Genomic DNA, 25,318 nt, shown 5'->3' with positions numbered 1-25,318 from the left:
GCCGCAGGGGCGCGGCCACGCCCTCGAGCGGACAGCTTAGAACGTAAAGGAATAAGAACATGCGCTTGCATCCTGCGACGCCGCACGCATGTTAAAAAATAATAAGACGCCCCTGGGGACGCGGCCTGCCATGCCGGCCGCGGCGCGCCCCGCCTGCCGTTTCGGCACCTGCTGGAGTTTTCATGAACCGTCCGTTGTCGCTTCTGGCGAGCGCCGTGCTCGCCGTCCTTGCCGCCCCCTCCGCCTTCGCCCAGACCACTGACGCCCCCACCGCGCCCAGCACGCTGGACACGGTGATCGTCACCGGCACCCGGGTCAGCGACCGCACCGTGGCCGAGTCGCAGTCGCCGATCGACATCATCACCCCCGAGGCGCTGCAGGCCACCGGCACCTCCGAGCTGGCCACCGCGCTGTCGCGGGCACTGCCCTCGCTGAACTTCCCGCGCCCGGCGCTGACCGACGGCACCAGCGGCATCCGCCCGGCGCAGCTGCGCGGGCTCTCGCCCGACCAGGTCCTGGTGCTGGTCAACGGCAAGCGCCGCCATACCTCGGCGCTGGTCAACGTCAACGGCACCATCGGCCGCGGCGCCTCGGCGGTGGATCTGAACGCGATCCCGATCGCGGCGATCGAGCGGGTGGAAGTGCTGCGCGACGGCGCCTCGGCGCAGTACGGCTCCGACGCCATCGCCGGCGTGGTCAACATCGTGCTCAAGGGTGCCGGCGAAGGCGGCAGCCTGGCGGTCGACCACGGCCAGTACTCGGCCGGCGACGGTGCCAAGTCGCAGCTCTCCGGCGACGCCGGGGTCGGCTTCGGCGACGGCCGCGGCAGCCTGCACGTGGCCGGGCAGATCAGCCAGCAGGACGCCACCAACCGCGCCGGCCCCTACCAGGGCACCGCGCCGAACACCGGCAACTACCCGAGCATCGGCCAGACCACCTTCGTCTATGGCGATCCCAAGGTCGATGCCACCGCGGTCTCGGCCAACGGCGAGTTCCGCTTCAGCGACAACCTCACCGGTTACGCCACCGCGATCGCCAGCAACCGCGACATCACCTCGTTCGCGTTCTACCGCTCGCGCAACCACAGTGGGCAGACCGCGCTGCTGGCGCAGGTCTACCCCGACGGCTACGTGCCGCAGATCGAGCAGTACTCCAAGGACCGCTCGCTGGTCGCCGGCCTGAAGGGCAGCACCGCCGGCGGCTTCGCCTGGGACATCAGCTACAACTACGGCTACAACAAGGTCGACTTCCACACCGCCAACAGCATCAACTACAGCCTCGGCCTCGACAGCCCGCGGCGCTTCTACGATGGCGCGCTGGAGTACACCCAGAATGCGGTCAACGCCGACTTCACCCAGCCGCTGGAGTGGGGCCTGGCGTATCCGGTGACGCTGTCCTTCGGCGCCGAGTACCGCCAGGAGAAGTGGAACCAGTCGCCGGGCGAGCCGGCTTCGTACACCGGCACCACCGGCGGCGCGCAGGGCTTCGCCGGCTTCGCCCCGCTCAACGCGGTGCATTCGGAACGCCACAACTACGCGGTCTACGCCGGCCTGGAAGCCGACCTCACCGACAAGTTCTCCGCCGGCCTCACCGGCCGCTACGAGGACTATTCGGATTTCGGCAGCAAGACCTCCGGCAAGCTGTCGGCCCGGTACGCCTTCACCGACAAGGTGGCGCTGCGCGGTACCGTCGCCAGCGGCTTCCGTGCGCCGTCGCTGGCGCAGCAGCAGTACCAGGCGGTCACCAGCAGCTACATCAACGGCAGCTTCTTCGAATCCGGCACCTTCCCGGTGAACAGCGCCGTGGCCCAGGCGCTGGGCGCCGCACCGCTGAAGGCCGAGACCTCGCTGTCCTACAGCCTGGGCCTGGTGCTGCAGCCGGTCGAGCGCCTGTATCTGACCGTGGACGCGTACCAGATCAAGATCGACGACCGCATCCTGCTGTCGTCCAACCTCAACGACGCGGCGGTGCTGGGCAAGCTGCGCCAGCTCGGCTACAGCAATGTCACCAGCGTGCGCTACTTCAGCAACGCCGCCGACACCCGCACCCGCGGCGTCGACGTGGTCGGCACCTACAGCATCCCGTTCGCGGCCAGCACGCTGGATCTCACCGCCAGCTACGGCTACAGCAAGACCGACATCACCCATGCGGTGACCCAGCCGCAGGCGCTGGCCGCCATCGGCTCGACCCAGACCACGCTGGGACGCGACGAGATCGGCCGCCTGGAGGACAGCTACCCGAAGGACAAGCTGATCCTCAGCGGCACCTGGAAGCTGCCCAAGTGGGACCTGAGCCTGGCCGCGACCCGCTACGGCGAGTTCACCGTGCGCAACTCGGCCACCGCCGCACGCGACCAGACCTACGGCGCGGACTGGGTGGTCGATGCCTCGGCCAGCTTCAAGCCCAGCACCAACTGGACGCTGACGCTGGGCGCGGACAATGTGTTCGACCAGTACCCGGACAAGACCGCCAACCTGATCAACTCGACCTACGGCATGCTGCCCTACAGCAACTACTCGCCGTACGGCTTCAACGGTGCCTACGTGTACGGGCGGATCAATTACCGCTGGTGAGCGCACGGCCGGGCAGTGCCCCGGCCGACAACGCGCGGCATGACGACGGCCCGGATTTCCGGGCCGTTGTTTTGTTGGGGATTGGGGATTGGGGATTGGGGATTGGGGATGCGCGCAGTGTGCGGTATCGCCTTGCGGTCGCTGGCGTTTCGCAGGAGCGGCTTCAGCCGCGACGCGCTACCGCTGAAGCGTCGCGACTGAAGCCGCGGCTACACTGGCGCGTGGATTGAAACTCGATGGTCGCGAGCGGGCGGCCCTTGCCGTCCGTCGCGCCCTCACGGGCGCGTGGATTGAAACCTGTACGTCCCGCTGGCCTACGACCCGCGTTCCGAGTCGCGCCCTCGGGCGCCAGGCGCGCATTGAAAACATGCACCGCACGGCACGGACGCGTGCATGCCTGCACCGGCCACGCAGCCGCCATCGCACGGATGAGCATGCGCGCCCCCCACACGCCGCCGTGCGCAGGCACGGGCGCGCGCGCCACGCCGGCGCGCATCGCCCGCATTTTGTCTACGAACCCGGCAAATCCCCGAATCCGCGCTGCCGCAATGCCTGCAGCGGTCGTTGCAACTGCAACCTCCACGCCACGCTTAACGGAACGTTGACACTCCTGACATCCGCCGGTAATCCCTAGGGCGCGTCGCCGCATCCGCCAGGGGACAGGGGAGCGCGCATGCAGCGACGTCCTCCCCCCCACTACAAGGAGCCGCCTCCCTCATGACGCGCACGCTCACCCCGCTCGCCCACGCCGTCGCCCTGTGCCTGGCGACGTCCGCCGTTTCCGTCCACGCGCAGAACACCGGCAATGCGCAAACGCTGGATACCCTCATCGTCACCGGCACCCGCGTGGCCGACCGCACCGTGGCCGAATCGGCGTCGCCGATCGACATCATCTCGCCGGAAACGCTGCAGTCCACCGGCACCACCGAACTGGCCACCGCGCTGTCGCGCGCGGTGCCCTCGCTGAACTTCCCGCGCCCGGCCATCACCGACGGCTCCGATGCCGTCCGTCCGGCACAGCTGCGCGGGCTCTCGCCGGACCAGGTGCTGGTCCTGGTCAACGGCAAGCGCTACCACACCACCGCCCTGGTCAACCTCAACGGCGCACAGGGCCGCGGCTCGTCGCCGGCCGATCTCAACACCATTCCGATCGCCGCGGTCGAACGCATCGAAGTGCTGCGCGACGGCGCCTCGGCGCAATACGGCTCCGACGCCATCGCCGGCGTCATCAACATCGTGCTCAAGGGCAGCGGCAAGGGCGGCAGCCTGGCCGGGCGCTACGGCAAGTACAGCGCCGGCGACGGCGAGCAGTACCAGCTCTCCGGCGATGCCGGCCTCACCTTCGCCGAGACCGGCAGCGTGCACTTCGCCGCGCAGGCCGGGCACCAGGACCAGACCGACCGCGCCACGCCCTACCAGGGCCAGGTGCAGCAGCGCTACGGCGACCCCGACGTGGACCAGGGCGCGTTCTCCTACAACGGCCAGTACAGCCCGGCCGACTACATCACCTTCTATTCCTACGCGATGCTCAGCCGCCGCGAGGTGCTGTCCAACGGCTACTTCCGCTGGTCCGGCGACAACCGCAACCGCCCGGAGATCTACCCCAACGGCTTCCTGCCGCAGATCTACAACGTCAGCAAGGACGTGTCCTGGGTCGGCGGGGTTAAGTCCAGCACCGCCGGCGGCCTGGCCATCGACCTCAGCTACAACTACGGCCGCAACGACCTGAGCTTCGACGTGCGCCACAGCCTCAACAACAGCCTGGGCCTGGCCAGCCCCACCGAGTTCTACGCCGGTGCGCTGCAGGTCACCCAGAACGTGCTCAACGCCGACTTCAGCAAATCGCTGGAGGTCGGCCTGGCCTACCCGCTCACCCTGGCCTTCGGCGCCGAATGGCGCGGCGAGAAGTTCAACGAGTCGCCGGGCGAGCCGGCGTCCTACGTCAACGGCGGCATCCCTTCGGCCAACGGCACCCTGCTGCCGGGCGCGCAGGTGTTCGCCGGCTTCAAGCCCAGCGACTCCGGCCATTACGACCGCAACAGCTATTCGGCCTATCTGGACCTGGAAGGCGACATCACCGACAAGTTCTCCGCCGGCCTGGCCGGGCGCTACGAGAACTACAGCGATTTCGGCGACACCGCCACCGGCAAGCTCTCGCTGCGCTACGCCTTCAGCCCCAAGGTCGCGCTGCGCGCCACCGCCTCCACCGGCTTCCGCGCGCCGTCGCTGCAGCAGCAGTATTTCCAGTCGGTCGCCACCAACTTCATCAACGTCGCCCAGCCCGACGGCAGCATCGCCGCCACGCCGTTCGAGATCGGCACCTTCCGCACCGACAACCCGGCGGCGATCGCGCTCGGCGCCGAACCGCTGAAGGCGGAGAAGTCCAAGAACTACGGCCTGGGCCTGGTGCTGCAGCCGGTGGACGCGCTCTACATCACCCTCGACGCCTACCGCATCGACATCGACGACCGCATCGTGCTCTCGGAGAACCTCACCTCCGCCGCCGTGCGCAACTACCTGCAGGGCAACGGCTACGCCGGCATCGGCGGCGGCCGCTACTTCACCAACGCCATCGACACCAAGACCCAGGGCGTGGACGCGATCGGCACCTACAAGCTGGCGCTGCCCGCCAGCAGCCTCGATCTGACCGCCGGCTACAACTACAACAAGACCGACATCGAGAAGATCGCCGGCAACCCGGCGGTGCTGGAAGCGATCGACCCGACCGCGGTGCGCATCGGCCGTGCCGAGATCGGCCGCATCACTCGCGGCTCGCCGCGCGACAAGTTCTTCCTGAGCAGCGTGTGGTCGCCGGGCGCCTGGGCCTTCACCGCCACCGCCACGCGCTGGGGCGAGTTCACCGACTTCGGCACCACGCCCGCCGCCGACCAGACCTATGCGGCCAAGTGGACGCTGGATCTGTCGGCCGCCTACACCCTGGGCCGCTGGCGCGTCACCGTCGGCGGCGACAACGTGCTGAACGAGTATCCGGACCGCTCGCGCGCCGGTGCCGGCACCCGCACCTATCTGCCGTACAGCACGTCCTCGCCGTTCGGCTTCAACGGCGCATTCGCCTACGCCAACGTCAACTACAGCTGGTGACGCGAGCTGGGTGACGCGTCTGTGGCGGCGGTGCCCCGACACCGCCGCCGCGTTCGCCACCGGCGATACCGGTACCGCCCCCAAGCTAGCGGCATCGGGCCTGGGGCGCTGCCACGCTGCCGCCCGCAGGCGTCGGGAGACGCAGCGCAGCGCCGCGGCGGCGATGAGGGTTCGGGGCGACGTGCGCACCGGCATTGCAGACGCCATTCGGCAACGCATCGCACCTTGGAGTCACCCGCTCCGGTCGCGGGTTTTCAGCCACGCTCCACCTGATCGCGCCAGACAGTTGCACGAAAGCGTCAAGCATTCGTCGCGCGATCGAAAACATCGGCCCATTCGGTTATAGCCATCTCGCCGGCCCAGTGATCGCCAGCTGCGATAAGGTCTATCCTTATCGCATTCAAAAAAATACCAGGCGAAGGCAGGATAGATTTACTCGCGTTGCAACGAGCAAACCATAGACCACGACATTCGTTATGCAGTGCGGCCCGCACCGAAGATCCATCAATATGCCCGCCTGCAACGACGCGCTTAACGAAAACACCGCGCCGCTGCGCCTTGAAGGTAGACCTGCAATGTATGGCATGGAAACTGCAAGAAGCACCGCGCCCGACGCCCCGGCGATGCCGGACGGTCGACGCGATGCTGCGCGACCTGGGGCCATACCTGAGCCAACCGATGCGGTGATTTGCAGGGAGTTTCCCTGGATAAATAAGCGTGAGCCGCATCACAAGTATGAATCGATTATTTATTTGTCAACAGTGGCCTGTTGCGATTCGCGTAATGTGGAATCGCCTGAACGGCAGGCAAAAAAACCCCTCTGGGGAAGGATCGTGTCATGTGGAAAAGTTCAAAAATAGCGGTGCTCTCAGGCATCGTGGCCTGCTCGGCGCTAGCGTCCAGCGCCTATGCGCAGAGCTGCTGTCCGGGTGGCGGTGTCGGCACCCCCATCGCCATCCGCGGTCTAGGCGAAAGCGCGCCGGCGGCGACCAATCTGTCTACCAACGGCTCGGCGCGCATCTACCAGTTCGAGCGTAATGGCGTGACTTACCTGCAGATCAACGACAGCACCGGTCAGGTGCGTGGCGCGATCGGCCGCGTCGGCGACACCGCATGGGTGACGCCGATGGGCAAGGACGTGGATCGGGTGAGCACCGTCGACACCTTCGACAGCAGCCGCGGCACCGTGGTCTACGATGCGCGCTACTTCACCGTACAGCTGGCCAGCAGCGCCGACGGCGACGTCTGGACCGTGACCATCAAGAAGTAACGGTCTTTTCCAGTGGCTCGGAGATCAGGAAACTGATCTTTCGCTCATGACGGCGCCGGCAGGTGCCGTCATGGGCCTTCAACCGACTGGCCAGCTCCCAGTCGATCTCATCGGCGCCGTGACGCTTGCGGCCGCCGCCCGGCATCGCCGCGTCGGCTTCCACCGTCACCACCACGCCGCGCTTGCCGCGCGCCGACCAGACCCGCGCCGCGATCATGTGCCGGCCCGCATTGGGCAGGATCTCCATGGCATTGAGCACGCAGCGGTACGCCGCCAGTTGCAGTCCGATCGACAGCCGCCGCGAATCGCCGTGCAGACGCGCCTCGACCTCGGTATCGCAGGCATTGGCGAAGGCGATGGAGTTCAGCGCGCCGTACAGGCCATGGGTTTCGATATCCAGCGGATACAACGCGGCGACGTAGTCGTCCAGCAACTGCGCCTGGATCACCCCGGTGCGGTTCATTTCCATCGCCGCGGCGTAGTGGCCGTGCTCCTTCAGCGTGGTGGCGATGTCGCGGCGCAACTTGTTGATGTGCACGTGGATGTCGGTGTACTCGACCACACGATTGCGCAGGGTCCGCTCGGCCGACATGTAGCTGGCCTGGGCCACCTGCAGCGCCTCCCTTTCGGCGAAGCCGAAGCGTTGCGCCTGGTCGAAGGCCACAGACAACCTGGCGCCAAGGGACGCTAGCGCAGTCACCGCAAAGGCGATCAACAACTGCACCTGCAACGTATCTGCATCGTAGGCACCGGCGTAGTTGGTCTTTGGCAGGGACATGGCCACCGCGAAGTTGGCCATGACCACACCGATCGCAGCGCCCCGCCAGGCATGCTTGAACGTCAACCAGACGGCCGGCGTAATCATCAGAACCAGAATGAACTGGCGCAGGACGCCCTCGGCCTGCATCGCGACCCCAAACATGACGCCCATGAGCAACGCGGCGACGCCTGCGCTGTGCAGAACCGTCTTTCGGGTACTTGCATCCCCCTCTGCTCGCCTGACCCACAGCAGTGCGGGAAAGACGAACATGACGATACCCAGATAGAAACCTATCCAGAACTTCAGCGTGTTTTCCAGATTGATGTAGGCGGCAGGCCCATCCAACAACCAGTTGGCGCCCTTGTTGACCAGCACCGCCCACAACGCCGCACAGAGGCAGATCAGGGGCAGCCAGCTCGGCTCGGCCCGGAAATCAGGAAGACCGCGCCGGACCGCCCAGGGCAGCAACGAGAACGCCGGCATCAACAGGAGCGAACTGCCGTATGCCCAGAGCGGATCCGCTCCGCCCTCATCGATCATCGGCACGCGCATGCTCAACAGCGCCGCCGCATCTCCCAAGAAAACGTAGGGCCAGAGCCGATAGGGGAGAAACAGCAGCGCTGCGGTACGCAGTCCGATCGGCAGGAACCATTGATCCAGAGAGCAGTGCCACACGGCCAGGTAGGCCGCGCAGTACACCGCACTCAGGAGGATTCCGCTCGCGAAAGTCTTCAGTCTAGCCATGCCACCCTGGTCCTGGCAGGACACCAATGGGCGCAAACATACACCAGGGCATGGGCCGAAACAGTAGACAGTTAACGTCCATCATGCGGTGTAATGTCTTTCCTGACAGGGAGTTGCGCGCGTAGCGCGATCACTGCGACCTCCATCCCAGTCACGCTGTCAGGGAGTGGGGCCGGAGGCAGCGATGGGACACTGCCCAGTGCACCGACTGCGCAGCAGCAGCGCCGGCGAGCCGCGCCCATCACCGACCTGCGCGGTGCTGGGGACATGCGCTGCGGACCAACTGTTCCGGTTCCCATCCGCGCGCAGCACCTATCGGCACAGCAGTTCGAGGCTGACTTCAGGTGTCACGCCCCAAGCTTCGCCAGCCCTTCGGCGCCGCACGCCGATTTGCCGACAAAAGCCCCGATCGGCGACACTCGGGGCTCCCTTGTTCTGCGATCCTGAATGCATCACGACACCAGTCTCATCGACATCATCGCGGTCGGGCTCGCGCTCGCCTTCCTCTTCGGTACGCTCGCCCACCGTCTCAAGCTCTCGCCGCTGGTCGGCTACCTGGTGGCCGGCATCTGCGTGGGACCGTTCACGCCGGGCTTCGTCGCCGACCAGGCGCTGGCCAACCAGTTGTCGGAACTGGGCGTGATGCTGCTGATGTTCGGGGTGGGGCTGCACTTTTCGCTCGAAGACCTGATGGAAGTGAAGTGGATCGCGATCCCCGGCGCGCTGGCGCAGATCGCGGTCGCCACCCTGCTCGGCTGGGGCCTGGCCTGGAGCATGGGCTGGCCGACCCTGCACGGCCTGGTGTTCGGCCTGGCGCTGTCGGTGGCCAGTACCGTGGTGCTGCTGCGGGCGATGGAGGAACGGCGCCTGCTGGAAACCCTGCGCGGGCGCATCGCGGTCGGCTGGCTGATCGTGGAGGACCTGGTGATGGTGCTGGCGCTGGTGCTGCTGCCGGCGCTGGCCGACGCGCTCGGCGGCAAGGGCGCCGACACCGGTGCGATCCTCGGCGCGCTCGGCGTCACCCTGCTGAAGATGGCGGCGTTCGTGGCGGTCATGCTGGTGGTCGGCCGCCGCGCCATCCCGTGGGCGCTGGAGAAGGTCGCCGCGACCGGCTCGCGCGAGCTGTTCACCCTGTCGGTGCTGGCGATCGCGCTGGGCGTGGCGTTCGGCTCGGCGACCCTGTTCGGTGTGTCGTTCGCACTGGGCGCGTTCTTCGCCGGCATGCTGCTGAAGGAATCCGAACTCAGCCACAAGGCCGCCAGCGACTCGCTGCCGCTGCGCGACGCCTTCGCGGTGCTGTTCTTCGTCTCGGTGGGCATGCTGTTCGACCCGCACATCCTGCTCGAGCATCCCTGGCAGGTGCTGGCCACGTTCCTGACCATCACCGTCGGCAAGTCGCTGGCCGCTTTCGTGATCGTACGGGCGTTCGGCCATCCCACTGGCATCGCCCTGACCATCTCCACCAGCCTGGCGCAGATCGGCGAGTTCTCCTTCATCCTCGCCGGCCTGGGCGTGAGCCTGGCGATCCTGCCCGAGACCGGCCGCGACCTGATCCTCGCCGGCGCACTGCTGTCGATCATCGCCAACCCGCTGCTGTTCTCCTGGCTGGACCGCTGGCAGGCGCGCCAGGCCGTGGAAGCGCCGGTGACGGTGGAACCGGAACTGCCGCCGGGCCCATCGCTGGACCTGGCCGACCACGCCATCGTGATCGGCTACGGCCGGGTCGGCAGCGCGCTGGCGGCGGTGCTGCGCGAGCGCGGCGTGCCGGTGCTGGTGATCGACGACAACCGCGACCATGTCGAACGCGCCCACGCCGACGGCATCCCCGGCATCCGCGGCAGCGCCGCCGCCGACCGCGTGCTGGCCGAGGCGCATCCGGAGAAGGCCAAGATCGCGATCCTGGCGATCCCGCAGCCGCTGGAGGCCGGCGAGGCGCTGGCCAAGCTGCGTGCGCTGAACCCGGCGCTGACCCTGCTGGCGCGCGCGCACAGCGATGCCGAGGTCAAGCACCTGCTCGACCACGGCGCCGACGGCACGGTGATGGCCGAGCGCGAGCTGGCGTATTCGCTGGCGGAGATGGTGATGGCGACGCCGCCGTACCGGGGGCTGCGCGCCGCCGCACGCTGAGCGCTTGGCGGCTGGGATTGGGGATTGGGGATTGGGGATTGGGGAATCGGGAATCGGGAATCGGGATTCGCAAAAGCGACTCCTCTTCGGAGAGCAAGTCGCTGCGGGGAAAAGCGCGGTAGCGCACAGAAAACGTCTACAGCGACTGTGAACGCCCGCTACGAATCGTCTTGATAAGCATTCTCGTTTCCGTCAGGATTGCGCTCCCTTCCCCAGCTCCGCTCGCCCTCCCCCATGGCCAGCAAGATCGGGTTGCTCAACTCCTTACCCAGTGCCCTGCTGTGCGAGATGTTCGGCCATGTCGGCTACGACTTCGCGGTGCTGGATCTGGAACACGTGCTGCGCTCGCCAGCCGAGCTGGAACATGCCATCCGCGCCTGCGAGCTGGGCGGCTGCGAAGCCTGGGTGCGGGTGCCCGAGGTCGACGCCAAGCTGATCGGCCGGGTGCTCGACGCCGGCGCCCGCGGCGTGGTCCTGCCCGGACTGGACAGCGCCGAGCAGGCCGAGCGTGCGGTCGCCGCGGCGCACTTCCCGCCGCACGGCCGCCGCGGCATCACCGGCGGCCGCGTCACCGGCTTCGGTAGCGTGGGCCTGGCCGACTACATCGCCCATAGCCGCGAACGCCTGCGCGTGATCCCGATGATCGAGAGCGTCGCCGGCGTGCGCGCCCTGCCGCAGATCCTGCAGGTGCCCGGTGTGTCGCTGGTGATGGAAGGCGCGCTGGACCTGGCGCTGGACCTGGGCGTCGGCCCGCAGCCCACCCATCCGCAGGTCTGGGAACACCTGCTGGCGATCGCCGCGGCCTGCCGTGCCGCCGGCGTGCCGTTCTGCCCCAATCCCCGCGACGCCGCGCAGCGCGCGCATTGGCTGGCACAGGCGGACCTGCAGTGGCTGTTCGCCGGCGAAGACCGCGCGCTGCTGCAGGCCGCGTTGCGCCAGCGCGCGGCCGACCTGCGCAGTCCCTGACCGTTTCGTGCCCTTGGAGTCGTCGTCTTGATCGCTTCGCTTTCCCCTTCGCTGCTGGCCGTCGCCCTCGTCGCCGCCATGCTTGCCCCCTCCAGCGCGCGCGCCGAGGACACCCCGCCCGACGCCGACGCCCAGGCGCGGATCCGCCAGCTCGACGCGGTGCAGGTGCAGGGCAGCCTGCTCGGCCGCTCCACGGTCGAGGACGTGCAGCACTACGCCGGCAGCCGCCAGGTGATCGACAGCACGCAGCTGCGCACCGGCGCCAACCGCTCGCTGGACGACGCGCTGCAGAAGGTGCCGGGCATCAAGGTGTTCGACGAGACCGGCACCGGCGCGCTGCCGCAGATCATGCTGCGCGGCCTCTACGAAAGCCGCAGCGGCCGCGTACAGGTGCTGGAGGACGGCATCCCGCTGGCGCTGGCCCCGTACGGACAGACCAGCCTGTCGCTGTTCCCGGTGGGCATGAACCAGATCGACCGCATCGACATCGTGCGCGGCGGCGCCGCGGTGCAGTACGGCCCCAACAACGTGGGCGGGGTGATCAACCTGATCAGCCCGGAGATTCCCACCACCTGGACCACCACGCTGGGACAGAAGGTCACCGCCGGCGGTGCCGGGCATTACCTCGGCGACACCGCGATCAGCACCGGCGGCTACGCCAGCGACACCTTCGGCCTGCAACTGGACGCGAACTGGACCAAGGGCGACTACTGGCGCGAGCACAGCGCCACCGACATCAAGAACCTGCGCCTGCGCGCGGAATGGTGGCTGGCGCCGGACAAGCTGCTCAAGGCCAGCGTGCAGCGCTATGTCGCGAACATGGACCTGGCCGGGGCGCTGGCGCCGGCCGACTACCTGCGCGATCCGCGCCAGTCGACGCGGCCGCTGGATGCATTCACCGGCCGCACCACCCGCGCCTCGCTGGTCTACCAGCAGGACTTCGGCGATCTTGGTCCGTTCCAGGACCTGCGCCTGGACTGGAGCAACTTCAGCGCGCGCAGCAGCCGCAACTTCATCGTCGGCATGCGCCAGGCCGCCAGCGAGACCTGGCGCGCCGACCTGCCGCCGCAACTGCGGCAGAGCGCGCCGCGCGACTTCCGGGTCTACGGCAGCGAACCGCGGCTGAGCTGGACGATGGGCGACGGCGCGGTACGCCAGCAGTGGACGCTGGGCGCGCGCGCGATCAACGAGGACATCGACTTCCTGGTCGGCAACACCCGCCTCAGCGACGGCGTCTACACCCTGGTGCGCGACTGGCGCTTCAAGGACCGCGGCGCCGCCGCCTACGTCAGCGACGCGATCGCCTTCGCCGACGGCCGCGTCACCGTCACCCCCGGCCTGCGCTACGAGCAGGTCGATTCGCGCTACTACAACCTGGCCAGCGGCGCGCGCACGCGCAACAAGACCGACGACGTGCTGCCCGGCCTGACCCTGGGATTCCAGGCCAGCCCGCAGTGGTACCTGTACGCCGACGGGCAGCGCTCGCTGCGCGCGCCGCAGGTCACCCAGATCATCTTCGGCGACAACCTCGACGCCGAACTGGCCTGGAACTACGAGGCCGGCGCGCGCTACCAGCCCAACGAACGCACCCGCGTGCAGTTCGGCGGCTACCTGATCGACTTCGACCAGCAGATCCAGCTCGACAACACCACCCGCACCTACCGCAACCTCGGCAAGACCCGCCACCAGGGCGGCGAAGTGGAACTGCAGTGGAGCCCGGCGCAACTGCGCGCGCTGACCCTCAACGCCGGCTACGCCTACCTGGACGCGCGGCAGAAATCGGGCGTGTACGAGGGCCTGCGCGTGCCTTACACCTCGCGCAACCAGCTCACCCTCGGCGCCGCGTACCGGCCCGAATCCGGTCACACCACCGTCGCCGTTTCCAGCTATTACTTCAGCCGTGCCTTCAGCGATGCGGCCAACACCGTGCAGGAAAACGCGATCGCCTCGGTCGGCGAACTGCCCTCCTACTGGGTGTGGAACGCGCAGCTGAGCCAGGTGCTCAGCGAAGGCGCCGGCGGCAAGCTCAGCGCGTCGCTGGCGGTCAACAACCTGTTCGATCGCAAGTACTGGTACCGCGGCATCGACACCAGCCCCTGGGGCCGGCAGCCGGCGCCGGGCCGCAGCGTCACCGTTGGCCTCGAGTACACCTTCTGATCCACGCCGGCGTCGGACGACGCCGCCGGCAGCCGCACCACCGCGCGCCAGCACGGCGCGCCGCCGCCCGCGGGAGACGCGGGCACATGCCACGGACGCAGCCGCGTCCTTTCCCCTACCCAGCGCGCGCCCGATGCGCCGCGCCAGGCAACCACACGACCTGCCGCAGCCGCGGCGCATGCCTCCCGTGTCCGCGCCCGCGCGGCCGCGCCGGCGGCGTGCGTGCGCCTGCGCCCGACGAGACCCGCACATGATCCCGCACGACGCTCCCCTGCTGATCCTCAGCCACGTCTGCCACCCGGCGGTAACCGATGGCTTCCTCCCCGCCGCACAGCGTTTGGGCGTGCCGGTGCTGCTGCTGACCGACCATCGCCACGCCCACCTCGACCACTTCCGCCGGCATCCGCCGGCCGCGCCGGTGCAGGTGCTGGAGTGCGACGTGTTCAATCCGCTGGGCGTGCTCGACCTGCTCGGCAGCCTGCCGCAGCCGCCGCGCGCGGTGTTCAGCAACAGCGACCACCTGCAGACCAGCGCCGCCGTGGTCGCCGCCGCGCTCGGCGTGCCGGGCAAGGACTGGCAGGTCTGCTACGCGGCCAAGAACAAGGCGGCGATGCGCCAGCGCCTGCGCGCGCTCGGCCTGCCGGCGCCGTGGTTCTGCAGCCTGACGCCGGGCGCGCTGCCGCCGGCGCAGGCGCCCTGGCCGCTGATCGCCAAGCCGCGCGAAGGCGTGGCCAGCCTGGACGTGCGCCACTGCGCCGACGCGGCGGCGCTGCAGGCCTACCTGGACGACTTCTGGCAACGTCACCCACAGCGCAGCGTGTTGCTGGAGAGCGTGCTGGAGGGACCGCTGTTCACCCTGGAAACGCTCGGCGATGGGCGCACCTTGCTGCCGATCGGCGGCTTCGACGTGCAACTGTCGGCACCGCCGCACTTCGTCGAGTGCGAGGCGCGCTGGCGCGGCGCCACCGACACGCCGGTGCTGCAGCAGGCGCTGACGCAACTGCAGGCGTTCGGCATCGGCTTCGGCGTGTGCCACAGCGAATTCATCCTCACCGCCGACGGGCCGGTGCTGGTGGAGATCAACTACCGCAGCATCGGCGACGGCCGCGAATTCCTGCTCCATCGCCTGTTCGGCGGGCACTGGTTCGACAGCGTGCTCGGCCTGCACCTGAGTCGGCCGCTGCCGGCGCTGCAGGCGCGCCGCGCGCAGGCGCTGGTGCGCTACTACGTGGCCGAGCACGACGGCACGCTGGCGGTGGCCAGCGCCGACCACGGCAGCAGCGACGCCGGCTGGGAAGCGCGCTACCGGCGCCTGCGGCAACCTGGCGACGCCATCCGCCTGAGCCATTCCAACAAGGATTACCTGGGCGTGCTGGACGTGCTCGCCGACACCGAGTCGGACCTGCAGCAGGCGCTGGCCAGCGCCGAGGCATCGCTGCGCTGGCGCATCGACACCGCCACCGGAGCGGCCGCATGAACCGGGACGCCGACCGCCGCTACATCGACCTGCGCGTGATCGACGCCTGCCTGCGCGAGGACCTGCACGGCATCGTCAGCCGCGGCGCTGCCGCCACCCCACCGCCGGCGGTGCTCGCCGCCTGGGCGCAGGCGCCGCTGCCGGCGGACGCCACCTGGTGGCGCATCGGGCATCTGCCCGATGGCGAACTGTGGCTGCCGCTGCGCCGCGCCGGCTACCTGCAGACCGTCAGTGCCTGCAGCGACGGCTGGGTCCTGCACACTTCGCAGCGCAGCACGTTCGAATCCGGCGCGGCGCAGTGGCTGGCGCGGCTGAGCGCCGGGCTCGACGCGCAGACCCAGGCCCTGCACCGCGCCTATGTCGAGGAAGCCGAGTGCGCGGTGCGCCAGCGCGCGCTGGCGCGGCAGGCCTACGCGCAGCAACGGCCGCTGCTGGCCGGCGCGCTGGATGCCGCCGACGCGTACGAACGCGCCTATCGCTGCGAACAGCTGGCCAGCCACCGCGACCATCCGTTCTATCCCAGCGCACGCGCCAAGCTCGGCCTCGACGACGCCGACCTGCCGCGCTACGCGCCGGAGTTCGGCCCCAGCTTCGCGCTGCGCTGGCTGGCGCTGCCGGCCGCGCAGGTCACCCAGACCACGCCGCCGCCGGCGTTCTGGCCGCGCCCGAGCATGCTCGGCCTGGACCCGGCGCTGGACGCCGACCATGTCGCCTGGCCACTGCACCCGCTGGTCTTCGCGCGCCTGGGCGAGGACGCCTTCGCCCTGCCGGAGGGCGCGATCGCCGCGCCGCAGCCATGGCTGCAGGTGCGCCCGTCGCTGTCGCTGCGCACGGTGATCCCGCTGGCGTTTCCCGATCATCACCTGAAGCTGCCGGTGCCGATGCGCACCCTCGGCGCGCTCAACCTGCGCCTGATCAAGCCGTCCACGCTGTACGACGGGCACTGGTTCGAACGCGTGCTGCGCGACCTCGCCGCGCACGATCCGGCGCTGGGTGAACGCTACCTGCACGTGGACGAGGCGCATGCCGGCCATGTCGGCGAGACCCGGCATCTGTCCTACCTGCTGCGCCGCTATCCGGCGCTGCCGGAGGCGACCCTGGTGCCGGTGGCCGGCCTGTGCGCGGCGTTGCCGGATGGACGGCCACTGGCGGTGCACCTGGCCGAACGCTTCCATGGTGGCGACCTCAGCGCCTGGTGGGACGGCTACCTGGCGCTGATGTGCCAGGTGCACCTGCGGCTGTGGCTGCGCTACGGCATCGCGCTGGAGGCCAACCAGCAGAACAGCGTGCTGATCTATGCCGCCGGCCGCGCGCCGCGGCTGCTGCTCAAGGACAACGACGCGGCGCGGGTGCTGCTGTCGCGCCTGCACGCGCAACGGCCGGCGCTGGCCGCGCTGGGCGCGCCGCGCGATGCGCGCATCCCGGTGCAGGACGACGCCGCGCTGGCGCGGATGTTCTGCACCATCATCCTGCAGTTGGACCTGCAGGCGGTGCTGGAAGGGTTGGCGGAATGGCAACCGGGGCTGCGCGCGCCGCTGTACGCATTGCTGCGCGCGCGCCTGCACGGCACCCTGCGCGCGCTGCGCGAGGACGGCATCGACACCGCGCCGGCGCAGGCGCTGCTGGACGCACCGAAGCTGCCGGTGAAGTACCTGCTCAGCGCCGGCAGCCTGCTCGGCAAGCAGATCACCGGCGCGGCGGACATCAACAAGTTCTACGGCGACAGCGCGCCCAACCTGCTGCGCGAGGACGCGCTGGCGGCGCGTGCGCTCGCGGCCGGGACGGCGCGATGAAGCGCCTGCTCGGCCCGGTGCTGGCCGCGCACTACCTGGCCGCCTTCACCGCACTGGGCATGCCGCTGTTCCTGCCGCAGGTGCTGCAGCAGCTGGCGCCGGGCGCGGCGATCGGCTGGAGCGGCGTGCTGTACGTGCTGCCGACGCTGTGCACCGCGCTCACCGCCGGCGCCTGGGGGCGGCTGGCGGACCGCTACGGACGCAAGCGCTCGCTGCTGCGCGCGCAGCTCGGCCTGGCGCTGGGCTTCGCCATGGCCGGCTTCGCCCCGAACCTGGGCTGGCTGGTCGCCGGTCTGATCGTGCAGGGCGCCTGCGGCGGCTCGCTGGCCGCGACCAACGCGTATCTCAGCAGCCAGGCACAGAGCGGCTCGCTGGCACGGGCGCTGGACTGGACCCAGTTCTCGGCGCGGCTGGCGATGGTCACCGCCCCGGCGCTGCTCGGCCTGGCCACCGCGCTGGGGCCGGCACAGTCGCTGTACCGCTATCTGGCGCTGCTGCCGCTGCTCGCCTTCGCGCTCAGCTGGCGGTTGCCGGCCGATCCGCCGCGCGCGCCGACGATACCCGCGTCCGCGCCCGCCGTGCCGCACGTGGACGCGGCGCAGCGCCGCCAGCGCTGGGCGCTGTGGACCGCGCAGTTCCTGTTCTGCTTCGCGATGGTGGTGACGTTTCCGTACTTCCTGCCGTATGCGCAAGCGCACGGCATCGGCAGCAGCGCGGTCGCCGGCCTGCTGTACAGCCTGCCGCACCTGGTCTACCTGGTGCTGATGCCGTGCTGGCGCGGCCGCGACCACCGCGCGTCGCCGCTGCCCGTGGGCCTGGCGCTGTTCGCACTGGCCTGCCTGCTGCAGATGGCGCCGGCCACGCCCGGCTGGCTGATCGCGGCGCGGCTGCTGTTCGGCCTGGGCATGTGGATGGCGCTGCGCGGCCTCAACCGCAGCCTCGCCGAGATCGCCGGCGGCCGCGGCGCGGGCCAGTTGTTCGGCCGATTCGATGCCGCCGGCAAGTACGCCGGCGTCGCCGGCGGCGCCCTCGCCGGCGCCCTGGTGCAAGGCCATGGTCTGGCCGTGCCGTTCCTCGCCGCCGCCGCGGCCGCCCTGCTGGCGCTGCTGCCGGCCCTGATGCTCACGTCCGTTCGGAGAACCATCCATGTCCCCGTTGCCGATGCATGACCCGTGGTACGACAGCCTGGCGCAAGCGCAGGCGATCACTTGCTGGCTCAACTGCTACCTGCGCGAAGTCGCGCTCGGTCGCGGCTTGGCCGAATTCGACTACCGTGGCCGGGACCGGCCCGGCGTGGCCGCCGCCGGCGAACGCTGGCTGCGCCTGCGCCTGCCCTCCGGTGCGAGGCTGTGCGTACGCCTGGCGCATGCCGACCGCCTGGGCCGCTGCCGCTTCGCCTCGGCGCCCTACCTCAAGGCCGACGGCCATCCCTGGCACTGCCTGGATGCAGAGGCACTGGTGCGCCTGCTGCTGCAGGAGCTGAGCGAGGGCGAACAGGCGCCCAACCTGGAACTGCTGGCGCAGAGCGCCAACAGCATCGCCATCACCGCGCAGTTGCTGCGCCAGGCCGAGACCGCGCCGCCCACCGGCGAGGCGCTGATCGATGCCGAGCAGTCGATGCTGTGGGGACATGCCTTCCATCCCACGCCCAAGAGCCGCGAGGGCGTGCCGCTGGAACAGGTGCTGGCGTGCTCGCCGGAAGCGCGCAGCGCCTTCCCGCTGTTCTGGTTCCGCATTGATCCGCGCCTGTACCGCGCGCAGGGCCAGGACGTGCGCGCGACCCTGGCGCAGGCCGGCGGCGGCGCCGGCCTGTACCCGTGCCATCCGTGGGAAGCCGAACGCGTGCTGGCGCACCCGCTCCTGCGCCAGGCGCAGGCGCGTGGCTGGATCGAACCGCTGGGCGAGCGCGGTCTGGCGCTGCGTCCGACCTCGTCGGTGCGCACGCTGTACCACGCCGACCTCGACTATTTCCTCAAGCTGTCGGTGCATGTGCGCCTGACCAACTGCGTGCGCAAGAACGCCTGGTACGAACTGGAAAGCGCGGTGGCGCTGACCCGCCTGCTGGCACCGGACTGGCAGGCGCTGGCGCAGCGCGTGCCCGGCTTCCACGTGCTGCTGGAGCCGGCCGCCACCGACCTGGACTTCTCCGCGCTGGACGCCGACGCCCAGGCCTGCCGTGCACTCGGCGAGAGCTTCGGCATGCTGTACCGGCAGGCGATCCCGGCAACGCAGCGGGCGCGCTATCGCCCGCAGGTGGCCGGCGCTCTGTTCACCAACGACGCCCATGGCCGGCCGGCCTGTGCCGCCGCGTTGCGGACGCTGGCGCAGCGCAGCGGCAGCAGCCTGGAGGCGGCCACCGCGACCTGGTTCCGCGCCTATGCGCAGTTGCTGCTGGACGGCGTGTGGAGCGCCTGGTTCGCCTACGGCATCGTGCTGGAGCCGCACCTGCAGAACACCGTGATCGGCTGCGAGGACGGGCTGCCGACGCAGGTATGGATCCGCGACCTGGAAGGCACCAAGCTGCTGCCGTCGCGCTGGCCGGCCGCGCGCCTGCCCGGCATGTCCGAAACCGCGCGGCAGTCGCTGTACTACAGCGCCGAACGCGGCTGGAACCGCATCGCCTACTGCGCGCTGGTCAACAACCTGGCCGAGGCGATCTTCCACCTCGCCGACGGCCACGACCGCCGCGAACGGCAGCTGTGGCAGATCGTCGGCGACATCGCCCGCAGCTGGCAGCACCGCCACGGCGCGCAGCCGGCGCTGCAGGCCCTTCTTGAGGGCGCGCCGCTGCCGGCCAAGAACAACCTGCGCCTGCGCCTGCTGCAGCGCGCCGACCGCCATGCCGACTACAGCTTCCTGCCCAACCCGATCGGCGCCGCGACGCTGCGGCAGGTCGCGGCATGAGCCTGCGCATCGATCCGGCGCCGCTGCCGGCGGCCCTGGCGCGGCTGCGCGCACAGGCCGACGGCCCGGTCTGCGCCTACGTCTACGACCTGGCGGCGCTGCAGGCGCACGCGGCGATGCTGCGCGCGCACCTGCCGGCCGGTTGCGAACTGTTCTATGCGGCCAAGGCCAATGCCGAGCCGGCGCTGCTGCGCACCCTGGCGCCGTGGGTGGACGGCTTCGAGGCGGCGTCCGGCGGCGAGCTGCAGTGGCTGCACGCGCAGCAGCCGGGCCGCCGGCTGCTGTTCGGCGGCCCCGGCAAGCTCGATGCCGAGCTGCAGCTGGCCGCGAGCCTGCCCGACTGCAGCGTGCACGTGGAAAGCCTGGGCGAACTGCAACGGCTTGCCCGCATCGCCGCGGCGCGCACACGGCCGCTGTCGGTGTTCCTGCGCCTGAACATCGTGGTGCCAGGCATGCAGGACACGCGTCTGGTGATGGGCGGGCGGCCCTCGCCGTTCGGCCTGGACGTGGAAGACCTGGACGCGACCATGCAGGTGCTGCGCGGCGCGAGCGGTCTGCGCCTGGACGGCTTCCACTTCCACTTGCTGTCGCACCAGCGCGATGCGCAACTGCAGCTGCGGCTGATCGCGCACTACCTGCAGACCGTGCAGGGCTGGCGTCAGGCCTATGCGCTGGGCCCGCTGACGGTGAACGCCGGCGGCGGCTTCGGCGTGGACTACGCCGATCCGGCGGCCTCGTTCGACTGGGCCGCGTTCTGCGCGGGCCTGCCGGCGCTGCTGCGCACGCACGGCGAGGGCCTGCAGCTGCGCCTGGAACCGGGCCGCTACGTCAGCGCCGCCTGCGGCTGGTACCTGATGGAGGTGCTGGACATCAAGCGCAGCCATGGCGCGCAGTTCGCCATCGGCCGCGGCGGCACCCATCATTTCCGCACGCCCGCCGCGCAGGGCCACGACCATCCGTTCCTGGTGCTGCGCGGCATGCAGCCGCCGGTGCTGCGCAACGCGCGGGTGACCCTGGTCGGCCAGCTGTGCACGCCCAAGGACGTGCTGGCCCGCGACCAGCCGGTGGCCGCGCTGGCGCCCGGCGACTGCCTGGCGTTCCCGCTGGCTGGCGCCTACGCCTGGAACATCTCGCACCAGCAGTTCCTGATGCATCCGCCGCCGCAGATGCTGTTCCTCGACGGCCCGGCGCAGGCCGCCGACATCATGCCGCAGCGCCGCATTGCCGACCCGGCAGCCGCCGCGTCATGATCCGGTCATCCGTGCCGGCGCACCCTGCCGGCACATTCAACCGGAGCTGCCGCCATGACCCGTTCCGCTCGCTTCGCCGCCATCTGTCTGCTGCTGAGCGTCACCGCCGCCCCGCTGCTGGCCACCGCCGCGACCAAGCCGCAAACCGCACAACAAACCTTGATGGCCAAGTGCTCGGCCCAGAACAAGGGCAAGAAAGGCGAGGAGTACAAGAGCGCGCAGAAGGCCTGTCTCAGTGGCGGCACCGCCCCGGCGGCGGGCAACGCATCCCAGCAACGGATGAAGGACTGCAACGCCCAGGCGGCCACGCAGAAACTGCAGGGCGACGCCCGCAAGACTTTCATGAGCGGCTGCCTCAAAAAGCAGTGAACCGACTGACCCCTCTCCCGCCAGGAGAGGGGTTGGGGTGAAGTGTTTGGGTGCACGAGGCTGCGCCTTTACCCTCATCCGCCCCCTGCGGGGCACTTTCTCCCGATGGGAGAAGGAAAAGCGCTAGCCCCTCTCCCTCCGGGAGAGGGGTTGGGGTGAGGGCACGACAGCCAGCGAAGCCGGCAGGACCGTATCGCCCAACGCCACCGCGCCTACGACTCCCGACTCCCGACTCCCGAATCCCCGCCACTCACCGGCATCCCCCCATGATCCACCGGGATCGGCGCATAGTCCTCGCCGAATGCCACCTCGCCCGGGGTCCAGCCGGAGCGGCGCCGCACCGCGCCCCAGAAGCGCTTGAGTCCTTCCCACTGCAACGCGACCAGGCCCAGGTCGTTGTCGCGGTCCACCATCGGATCGCCCACCCCGGTCGGCCGCACCGGTTCGCCGTACAGCGCGGTGCCGAACAGCACGTCCCAGAACGCGAACACCTGGCCGAAGTTGCAGTTGTGCAGGCCGGGCCGCTCCGGGTCCACGCGCATGTGGTGCAGGCGGTGGAACAGCGGATCGACCAGGAGCTTGTTGAGCACCGGGCCGAAGCCGAAGCGCACGTTGGCGTGCGAGAGGTTCTGCACCAGTTCGCCGAGCAGCATCAGCCAGGCGAACTCGTCGGCCTCGATGCCGAAGGCGATGCCCACCGCGGCCAGCACGAACGACTGCAGCATGCCGTCCAGGTAGTTGCTGCGGTCGTTGGCCCAGCAGCTGAGCTGGCGCTGGCTGTGGTGCATGCTGTGCATCGCCCACCACCACGGCATCCAGTGCTGCACCCGGTGCATCCAGTAGTAGGTGAAGTCGTAGGCCAGGTAGTACAGCGCGAACAGCGCCAGCGGATGCCGGTCCAGCCACGGCCAGACATGGCGCAGGCCCGTCTCCGGCGCCGCCGCGGCATTGGGGTCGGTGCCGCCCAGCGCGTTTACCACCGGGGTCAGGATCAGGAACGAGAACAGCGGGAACACCCCGATCAACATCAGCCAGGTGTAGTGGAAGTCGATGCGCGCCAGCCGCCGGTGCTCCCAGCGTTCGGCCGGCCACAGGCTCTCCAGCGGCCGGAACAGCACGCCGATGATGGACAGCTGCAGCGCCGCCACCAGCAGCGAGGCGGCGATGTCGTGCGGGTCGTCGCTGAGCCCGGTCAGGTGCAGCGCGGCCAGCAGCGGCGCCACCGCATGGCTGGCGACCAGGTCGACCAGCGTGGACCAGGCGTGGGCAATGGACGAGACCAGGGCGATGACGGGCATGCGAAGACGGCGATGGGGGGCGCGACGGCCGACGCGACAGCATGCCGCCGCCGGCTTTCGCCAAGCTGTCCGCGTCGGCCGAGGCCGGCCGCGCGCGGTCGCGCTAGTGCGCCGCGGCGGCGCCCGGCCGCCGGCTCGGCAACAGCGCCGCGACGATACCCAGCAGCGGCAGGAACGACATCAGTTGGTACACGAAGACGATGCCGTGGCGGTCGGCGAGCAGGCCCAGCACCGCCGCGCCCAGCCCGCCCATGCCGAAGGCGAAACCGAAGAACAGCCCGGAAATCGTGCCGATGCGCCCGGGCATCATTTCCTGCGCGTACACCAGGATCGCCGAGAACGCCGAGGACAGCACCAGGCCGATCAGCACGGTCAGTGCGGTGGCCGCGGTCAGGCCCACGTGCGGCAACGCCAGCGCGAATGGCGCCACGCCCAGGATCGACACCCAGATCACCGGCTTGCGGCCGATGCGGTCGCCGACCGGGCCGCCGATCAGCGTGCCGACCGCCGCGGCGGCCAGGAAGGCGAACAGATGCAACTGCGCGCTCTGCACCGACACGCCGAAACGCTGGATCAGGTACAGCGTGTAGTAACTGCTGAGTCCGGCGATGTAGAAGTACTTGGAGAAGATCAGCACCAGCAGCACCGCGACGATGCGCAGCGCGGTGGCGCGCGGCAACGGCGCCACCGCCACCGGCGCCCGCGGCGCCACGCGCTGCGCCTGCAGGTGCAGCGCGTACCAGCGGCCGACGTAGGACAGCAGGGCGATGCCGAGCAACGCCGCCGCGCCGAACCAGGCCACGCTGTGGCGGCCGTTGGGCACGATCACCGCCGCGGCGATCAGCGGCCCCAGCGCGCTGCCGGTGTTGCCACCGACCTGGAACACCGATTGCGCCAGCCCATGACGACCGCCCGAGGCCAGCCGCGCGATGCGCGAGGATTCCGGATGGAACACCGCCGAGCCGATCCCGACCAGCGCCGCGGCCAGCAGCACCATCCAGAAGTTCGGCGCATAGGCCAGCAACAGCAGGCCGCACAGGCTGGAGGCCATGCCCAGCGACAGCGAGTACGGCGCCGGGCGGCGATCGGTGCGCAGCCCGATCAGCGGCTGGAACAGCGAGGCGGTGATCTGGCCGGTCAGGGTGATCATGCCGACCTGGGCGAAACTCAGATGGAACTCGCCCTTGAGCACCGGATACAGCGCCAGGATCAGCGACTGCACCATGTCGTTGATCAGGTGCGAGGACGTGATCGCCGCGAGCACCCCGGCGACGAGCGTGCGCGGTGCGGCGGGGCTGGCGGCTGGGGAGGAAGCGGGCGTGGTGGCGGATGCGGCGGGGCGCAGAGTGGACATGGCGGAACGGGCAACGCGGGAATGGGCGCATGGTAGGCTTCCGGCATCCGACCTTCCTGCGCGACGTGACCATCCCCTATCGCGAAAAGGGCACACCGCCGCCGCCAGCGTCCCGCAACGTCGACGACGCGCTGGCCGACGTGGTGTGCAAGGCCACCGACTACCCCCGCGACAGCGCCATCGCCCCGCATCGCCACGCCCGCCACCAACTGGTCTACGCGGTGTCCGGGCTGATGGTGGTGCGCTCGGGCCAGGGCCACTGGGTGGTGCCGAGCACGCGCGCGCTGTGGATGCCGGCGGGCACCGAACACAGCGTGCGCTGGATCGGCATCCTGCGCATGCGCAGCCTGTACATCCGCCCCGACGCGATCGCCGGCATGCCCGACACGCCGGCGGTGGTGGCGGTGGAACCGCTGCTGGAAGCGCTGATCCGCAGCGCCGCCGAGATCCCCTGGGACCATTCCGCCGACTCGCGCGACGGGCGGCTGATGCGGCTGATCCTGGACGAACTGCACGCGCTGCCGGCGCTGCCGCTGTACCTGCCGCAGCCGCACGATCCGCGCCTGCTGCGGATCGCTGCCGCGCTCGATACCGACCCGGCCGACCCCACCACCCTGCACGCCTGGGCCGCGCAACTGGGCGTGGACGTCAAGACCATCCAGCGCCTGTGCCAGCGCGAACTGCAGATGCGCTTCGGCCAGTGGCGGCAGCAACTGCGCCTGTTGCGCGGGCTGGAGCGGCTGGCCGCCGGCGACCGCATCATCGACGTGGCGGTGGACCTGGGCTACGACAGCCCCAGCGCATTCACCGCCATGTTCAAGCGCCAGTTCGGGCAGCCGCCGAGCCAGTTCTTCCGCTAGCGGCGCACATGCTGCGGCGGAGGCAGCGCATCGACAGCGCAGCCACCACGCCCGGGTGGACCTGGTGCTGTCTGGCACGGGCCAGCAGGAGGCGATCGTCGCGGGCATGACCGCGCAGGCGCCGTTGGGCCGCATCGGGCGCGCGGAAGAAGTCGCGGCGACGGCACTGTTCCTGGCCTCGGACGAGAGCGGCTGCATGACCGGCAGCGAGGTGTTCGCGGACGGCGGGTTCGCGCGGGTCCGAACGCCCGCGCGGCCGCAGCAACCGACCTGCTCGGTGCAGCCCGGCCGGTCGATCAAATCGTGGGCCTAGC

General features: G+C 69.9%; 17 protein-coding genes. 14 read left to right on the top strand and 3 right to left on the bottom strand.

Annotated features, from left to right (window positions below):
* The first annotated feature begins 182 nt into the window (after window positions 1-182).
* The 3 genes from NKJ47_RS06775 to NKJ47_RS06765 all read left to right on the top strand — a co-directional run bounded on the left by NKJ47_RS06775 (window position 183) and on the right by NKJ47_RS06765 (window position 6,945).
* Window positions 183-2,573: a TonB-dependent receptor plug domain-containing protein gene (locus NKJ47_RS06775; protein ID WP_254460730.1), complete on the top strand. Its 2,391-nt coding sequence runs from the start codon at window positions 183-185 to the stop codon at window positions 2,571-2,573.
* Between the two features lie 717 nt (window positions 2,574-3,290).
* Window positions 3,291-5,675 carry a TonB-dependent receptor plug domain-containing protein gene (locus NKJ47_RS06770; protein ID WP_254460729.1) on the top strand — a complete coding sequence of 795 codons (2,385 nt, stop codon included), beginning with the start codon at window positions 3,291-3,293 and terminating at the stop codon, window positions 5,673-5,675.
* Between the two features lie 838 nt (window positions 5,676-6,513).
* Window positions 6,514-6,945 (top strand): hypothetical protein, encoded by a 432-nt coding sequence (locus tag NKJ47_RS06765; protein ID WP_254460728.1) that lies wholly within the window; start codon window positions 6,514-6,516, stop codon window positions 6,943-6,945.
* Here NKJ47_RS06765 and NKJ47_RS06760 read toward each other — a convergent pair.
* Window positions 6,935-8,449: an MASE1 domain-containing protein gene (locus tag NKJ47_RS06760; RefSeq protein WP_254460727.1), complete on the bottom strand. Its 1,515-nt coding sequence runs from the start codon at window positions 8,447-8,449 to the stop codon at window positions 6,935-6,937. The genes NKJ47_RS06765 and NKJ47_RS06760 overlap by 11 nt on opposite strands.
* 447 nt (window positions 8,450-8,896) lie before the next feature.
* Between NKJ47_RS06760 and ybaL the strand changes: the two genes are divergently transcribed.
* The 9 genes from ybaL (at window position 8,897) to NKJ47_RS06715 (ending at window position 21,492) form a co-directional block, all read left to right on the top strand.
* Entirely contained in the window at window positions 8,897-10,576 is a 1,680-nt protein-coding gene (gene ybaL / locus NKJ47_RS06755; RefSeq protein WP_254460726.1) for a YbaL family putative K(+) efflux transporter, read from the top strand.
* Between the two features lie 234 nt (window positions 10,577-10,810).
* Window positions 10,811-11,542 (top strand): HpcH/HpaI aldolase family protein, encoded by a 732-nt coding sequence (locus NKJ47_RS06750; protein ID WP_254460725.1) that lies wholly within the window; start codon window positions 10,811-10,813, stop codon window positions 11,540-11,542.
* Between the two features lie 78 nt (window positions 11,543-11,620).
* Complete coding sequence (locus NKJ47_RS06745; RefSeq protein WP_254461360.1) at window positions 11,621-13,699, top strand: TonB-dependent receptor family protein; 2,079 nt, start codon at window positions 11,621-11,623, stop codon at window positions 13,697-13,699.
* Between the two features lie 250 nt (window positions 13,700-13,949).
* Complete coding sequence (locus NKJ47_RS06740) at window positions 13,950-15,176, top strand: siderophore biosynthesis protein PvsA (RefSeq protein ID WP_254460724.1); 1,227 nt, start codon at window positions 13,950-13,952, stop codon at window positions 15,174-15,176.
* Entirely contained in the window at window positions 15,173-16,969 is a 1,797-nt protein-coding gene (locus NKJ47_RS06735; protein WP_343237528.1) for an IucA/IucC family protein, read from the top strand. The genes NKJ47_RS06740 and NKJ47_RS06735 overlap by 4 nt, the downstream gene beginning before the upstream one ends.
* The gene (locus NKJ47_RS06730; RefSeq protein ID WP_254460723.1) at window positions 16,966-18,138 is read left to right on the top strand and encodes an MFS transporter; all 1,173 of its coding nucleotides are present in this window, start codon (window positions 16,966-16,968) and stop codon (window positions 18,136-18,138) included. Before NKJ47_RS06735 ends, NKJ47_RS06730 begins: the two co-directional genes overlap by 4 nt.
* A complete protein-coding gene (locus tag NKJ47_RS06725) occupies window positions 18,116-19,873 on the top strand; it encodes an IucA/IucC family protein (RefSeq protein ID WP_254460722.1) in 1,758 nt (585 codons plus the stop codon). The genes NKJ47_RS06730 and NKJ47_RS06725 overlap by 23 nt, the downstream gene beginning before the upstream one ends.
* Complete coding sequence (locus tag NKJ47_RS06720; RefSeq protein ID WP_254460721.1) at window positions 19,870-21,123, top strand: type III PLP-dependent enzyme; 1,254 nt, start codon at window positions 19,870-19,872, stop codon at window positions 21,121-21,123. Before NKJ47_RS06725 ends, NKJ47_RS06720 begins: the two co-directional genes overlap by 4 nt.
* A 54-nt stretch (window positions 21,124-21,177) precedes the next feature.
* Window positions 21,178-21,492: a PsiF family protein gene (locus NKJ47_RS06715; protein ID WP_254460720.1), complete on the top strand. Its 315-nt coding sequence runs from the start codon at window positions 21,178-21,180 to the stop codon at window positions 21,490-21,492.
* A gap of 212 nt (window positions 21,493-21,704) precedes the next feature.
* Here NKJ47_RS06715 and NKJ47_RS06710 read toward each other — a convergent pair whose 3' ends face one another.
* A complete protein-coding gene (locus tag NKJ47_RS06710) occupies window positions 21,705-22,790 on the bottom strand; it encodes a sterol desaturase family protein (RefSeq protein WP_254460719.1) in 1,086 nt (361 codons plus the stop codon).
* Window positions 22,791-22,893: 103 nt separating this feature from the next.
* Window positions 22,894-24,144: an MFS transporter gene (locus tag NKJ47_RS06705; protein ID WP_302329811.1), complete on the bottom strand. Its 1,251-nt coding sequence runs from the start codon at window positions 24,142-24,144 to the stop codon at window positions 22,894-22,896.
* 71 nt (window positions 24,145-24,215) lie between these two features.
* Between NKJ47_RS06705 and NKJ47_RS06700 the strand changes: the two genes are divergently transcribed.
* Both NKJ47_RS06700 and NKJ47_RS06695 read left to right on the top strand, forming a co-directional pair.
* Window positions 24,216-25,004 carry an AraC family transcriptional regulator gene (locus NKJ47_RS06700; protein WP_429002525.1) on the top strand — a complete coding sequence of 263 codons (789 nt, stop codon included), beginning with the start codon at window positions 24,216-24,218 and terminating at the stop codon, window positions 25,002-25,004.
* Window positions 25,005-25,059: 55 nt separating this feature from the next.
* Complete coding sequence (locus NKJ47_RS06695; protein WP_254460718.1) at window positions 25,060-25,317, top strand: SDR family oxidoreductase; 258 nt, start codon at window positions 25,060-25,062, stop codon at window positions 25,315-25,317.
* The last annotated feature ends 1 nt before the right edge of the window (window position 25,318 follow it).

This window comes from Xanthomonas sacchari (genome assembly GCF_024266585.1).
In the GTDB taxonomy this organism is placed as follows: domain Bacteria; phylum Pseudomonadota; class Gammaproteobacteria; order Xanthomonadales; family Xanthomonadaceae; genus Xanthomonas_A; species Xanthomonas_A sacchari_C.
The sequence above is the reverse complement of the archived record's forward strand: the minus strand, read 5'-3'. Positions and strand labels throughout refer to the sequence as shown.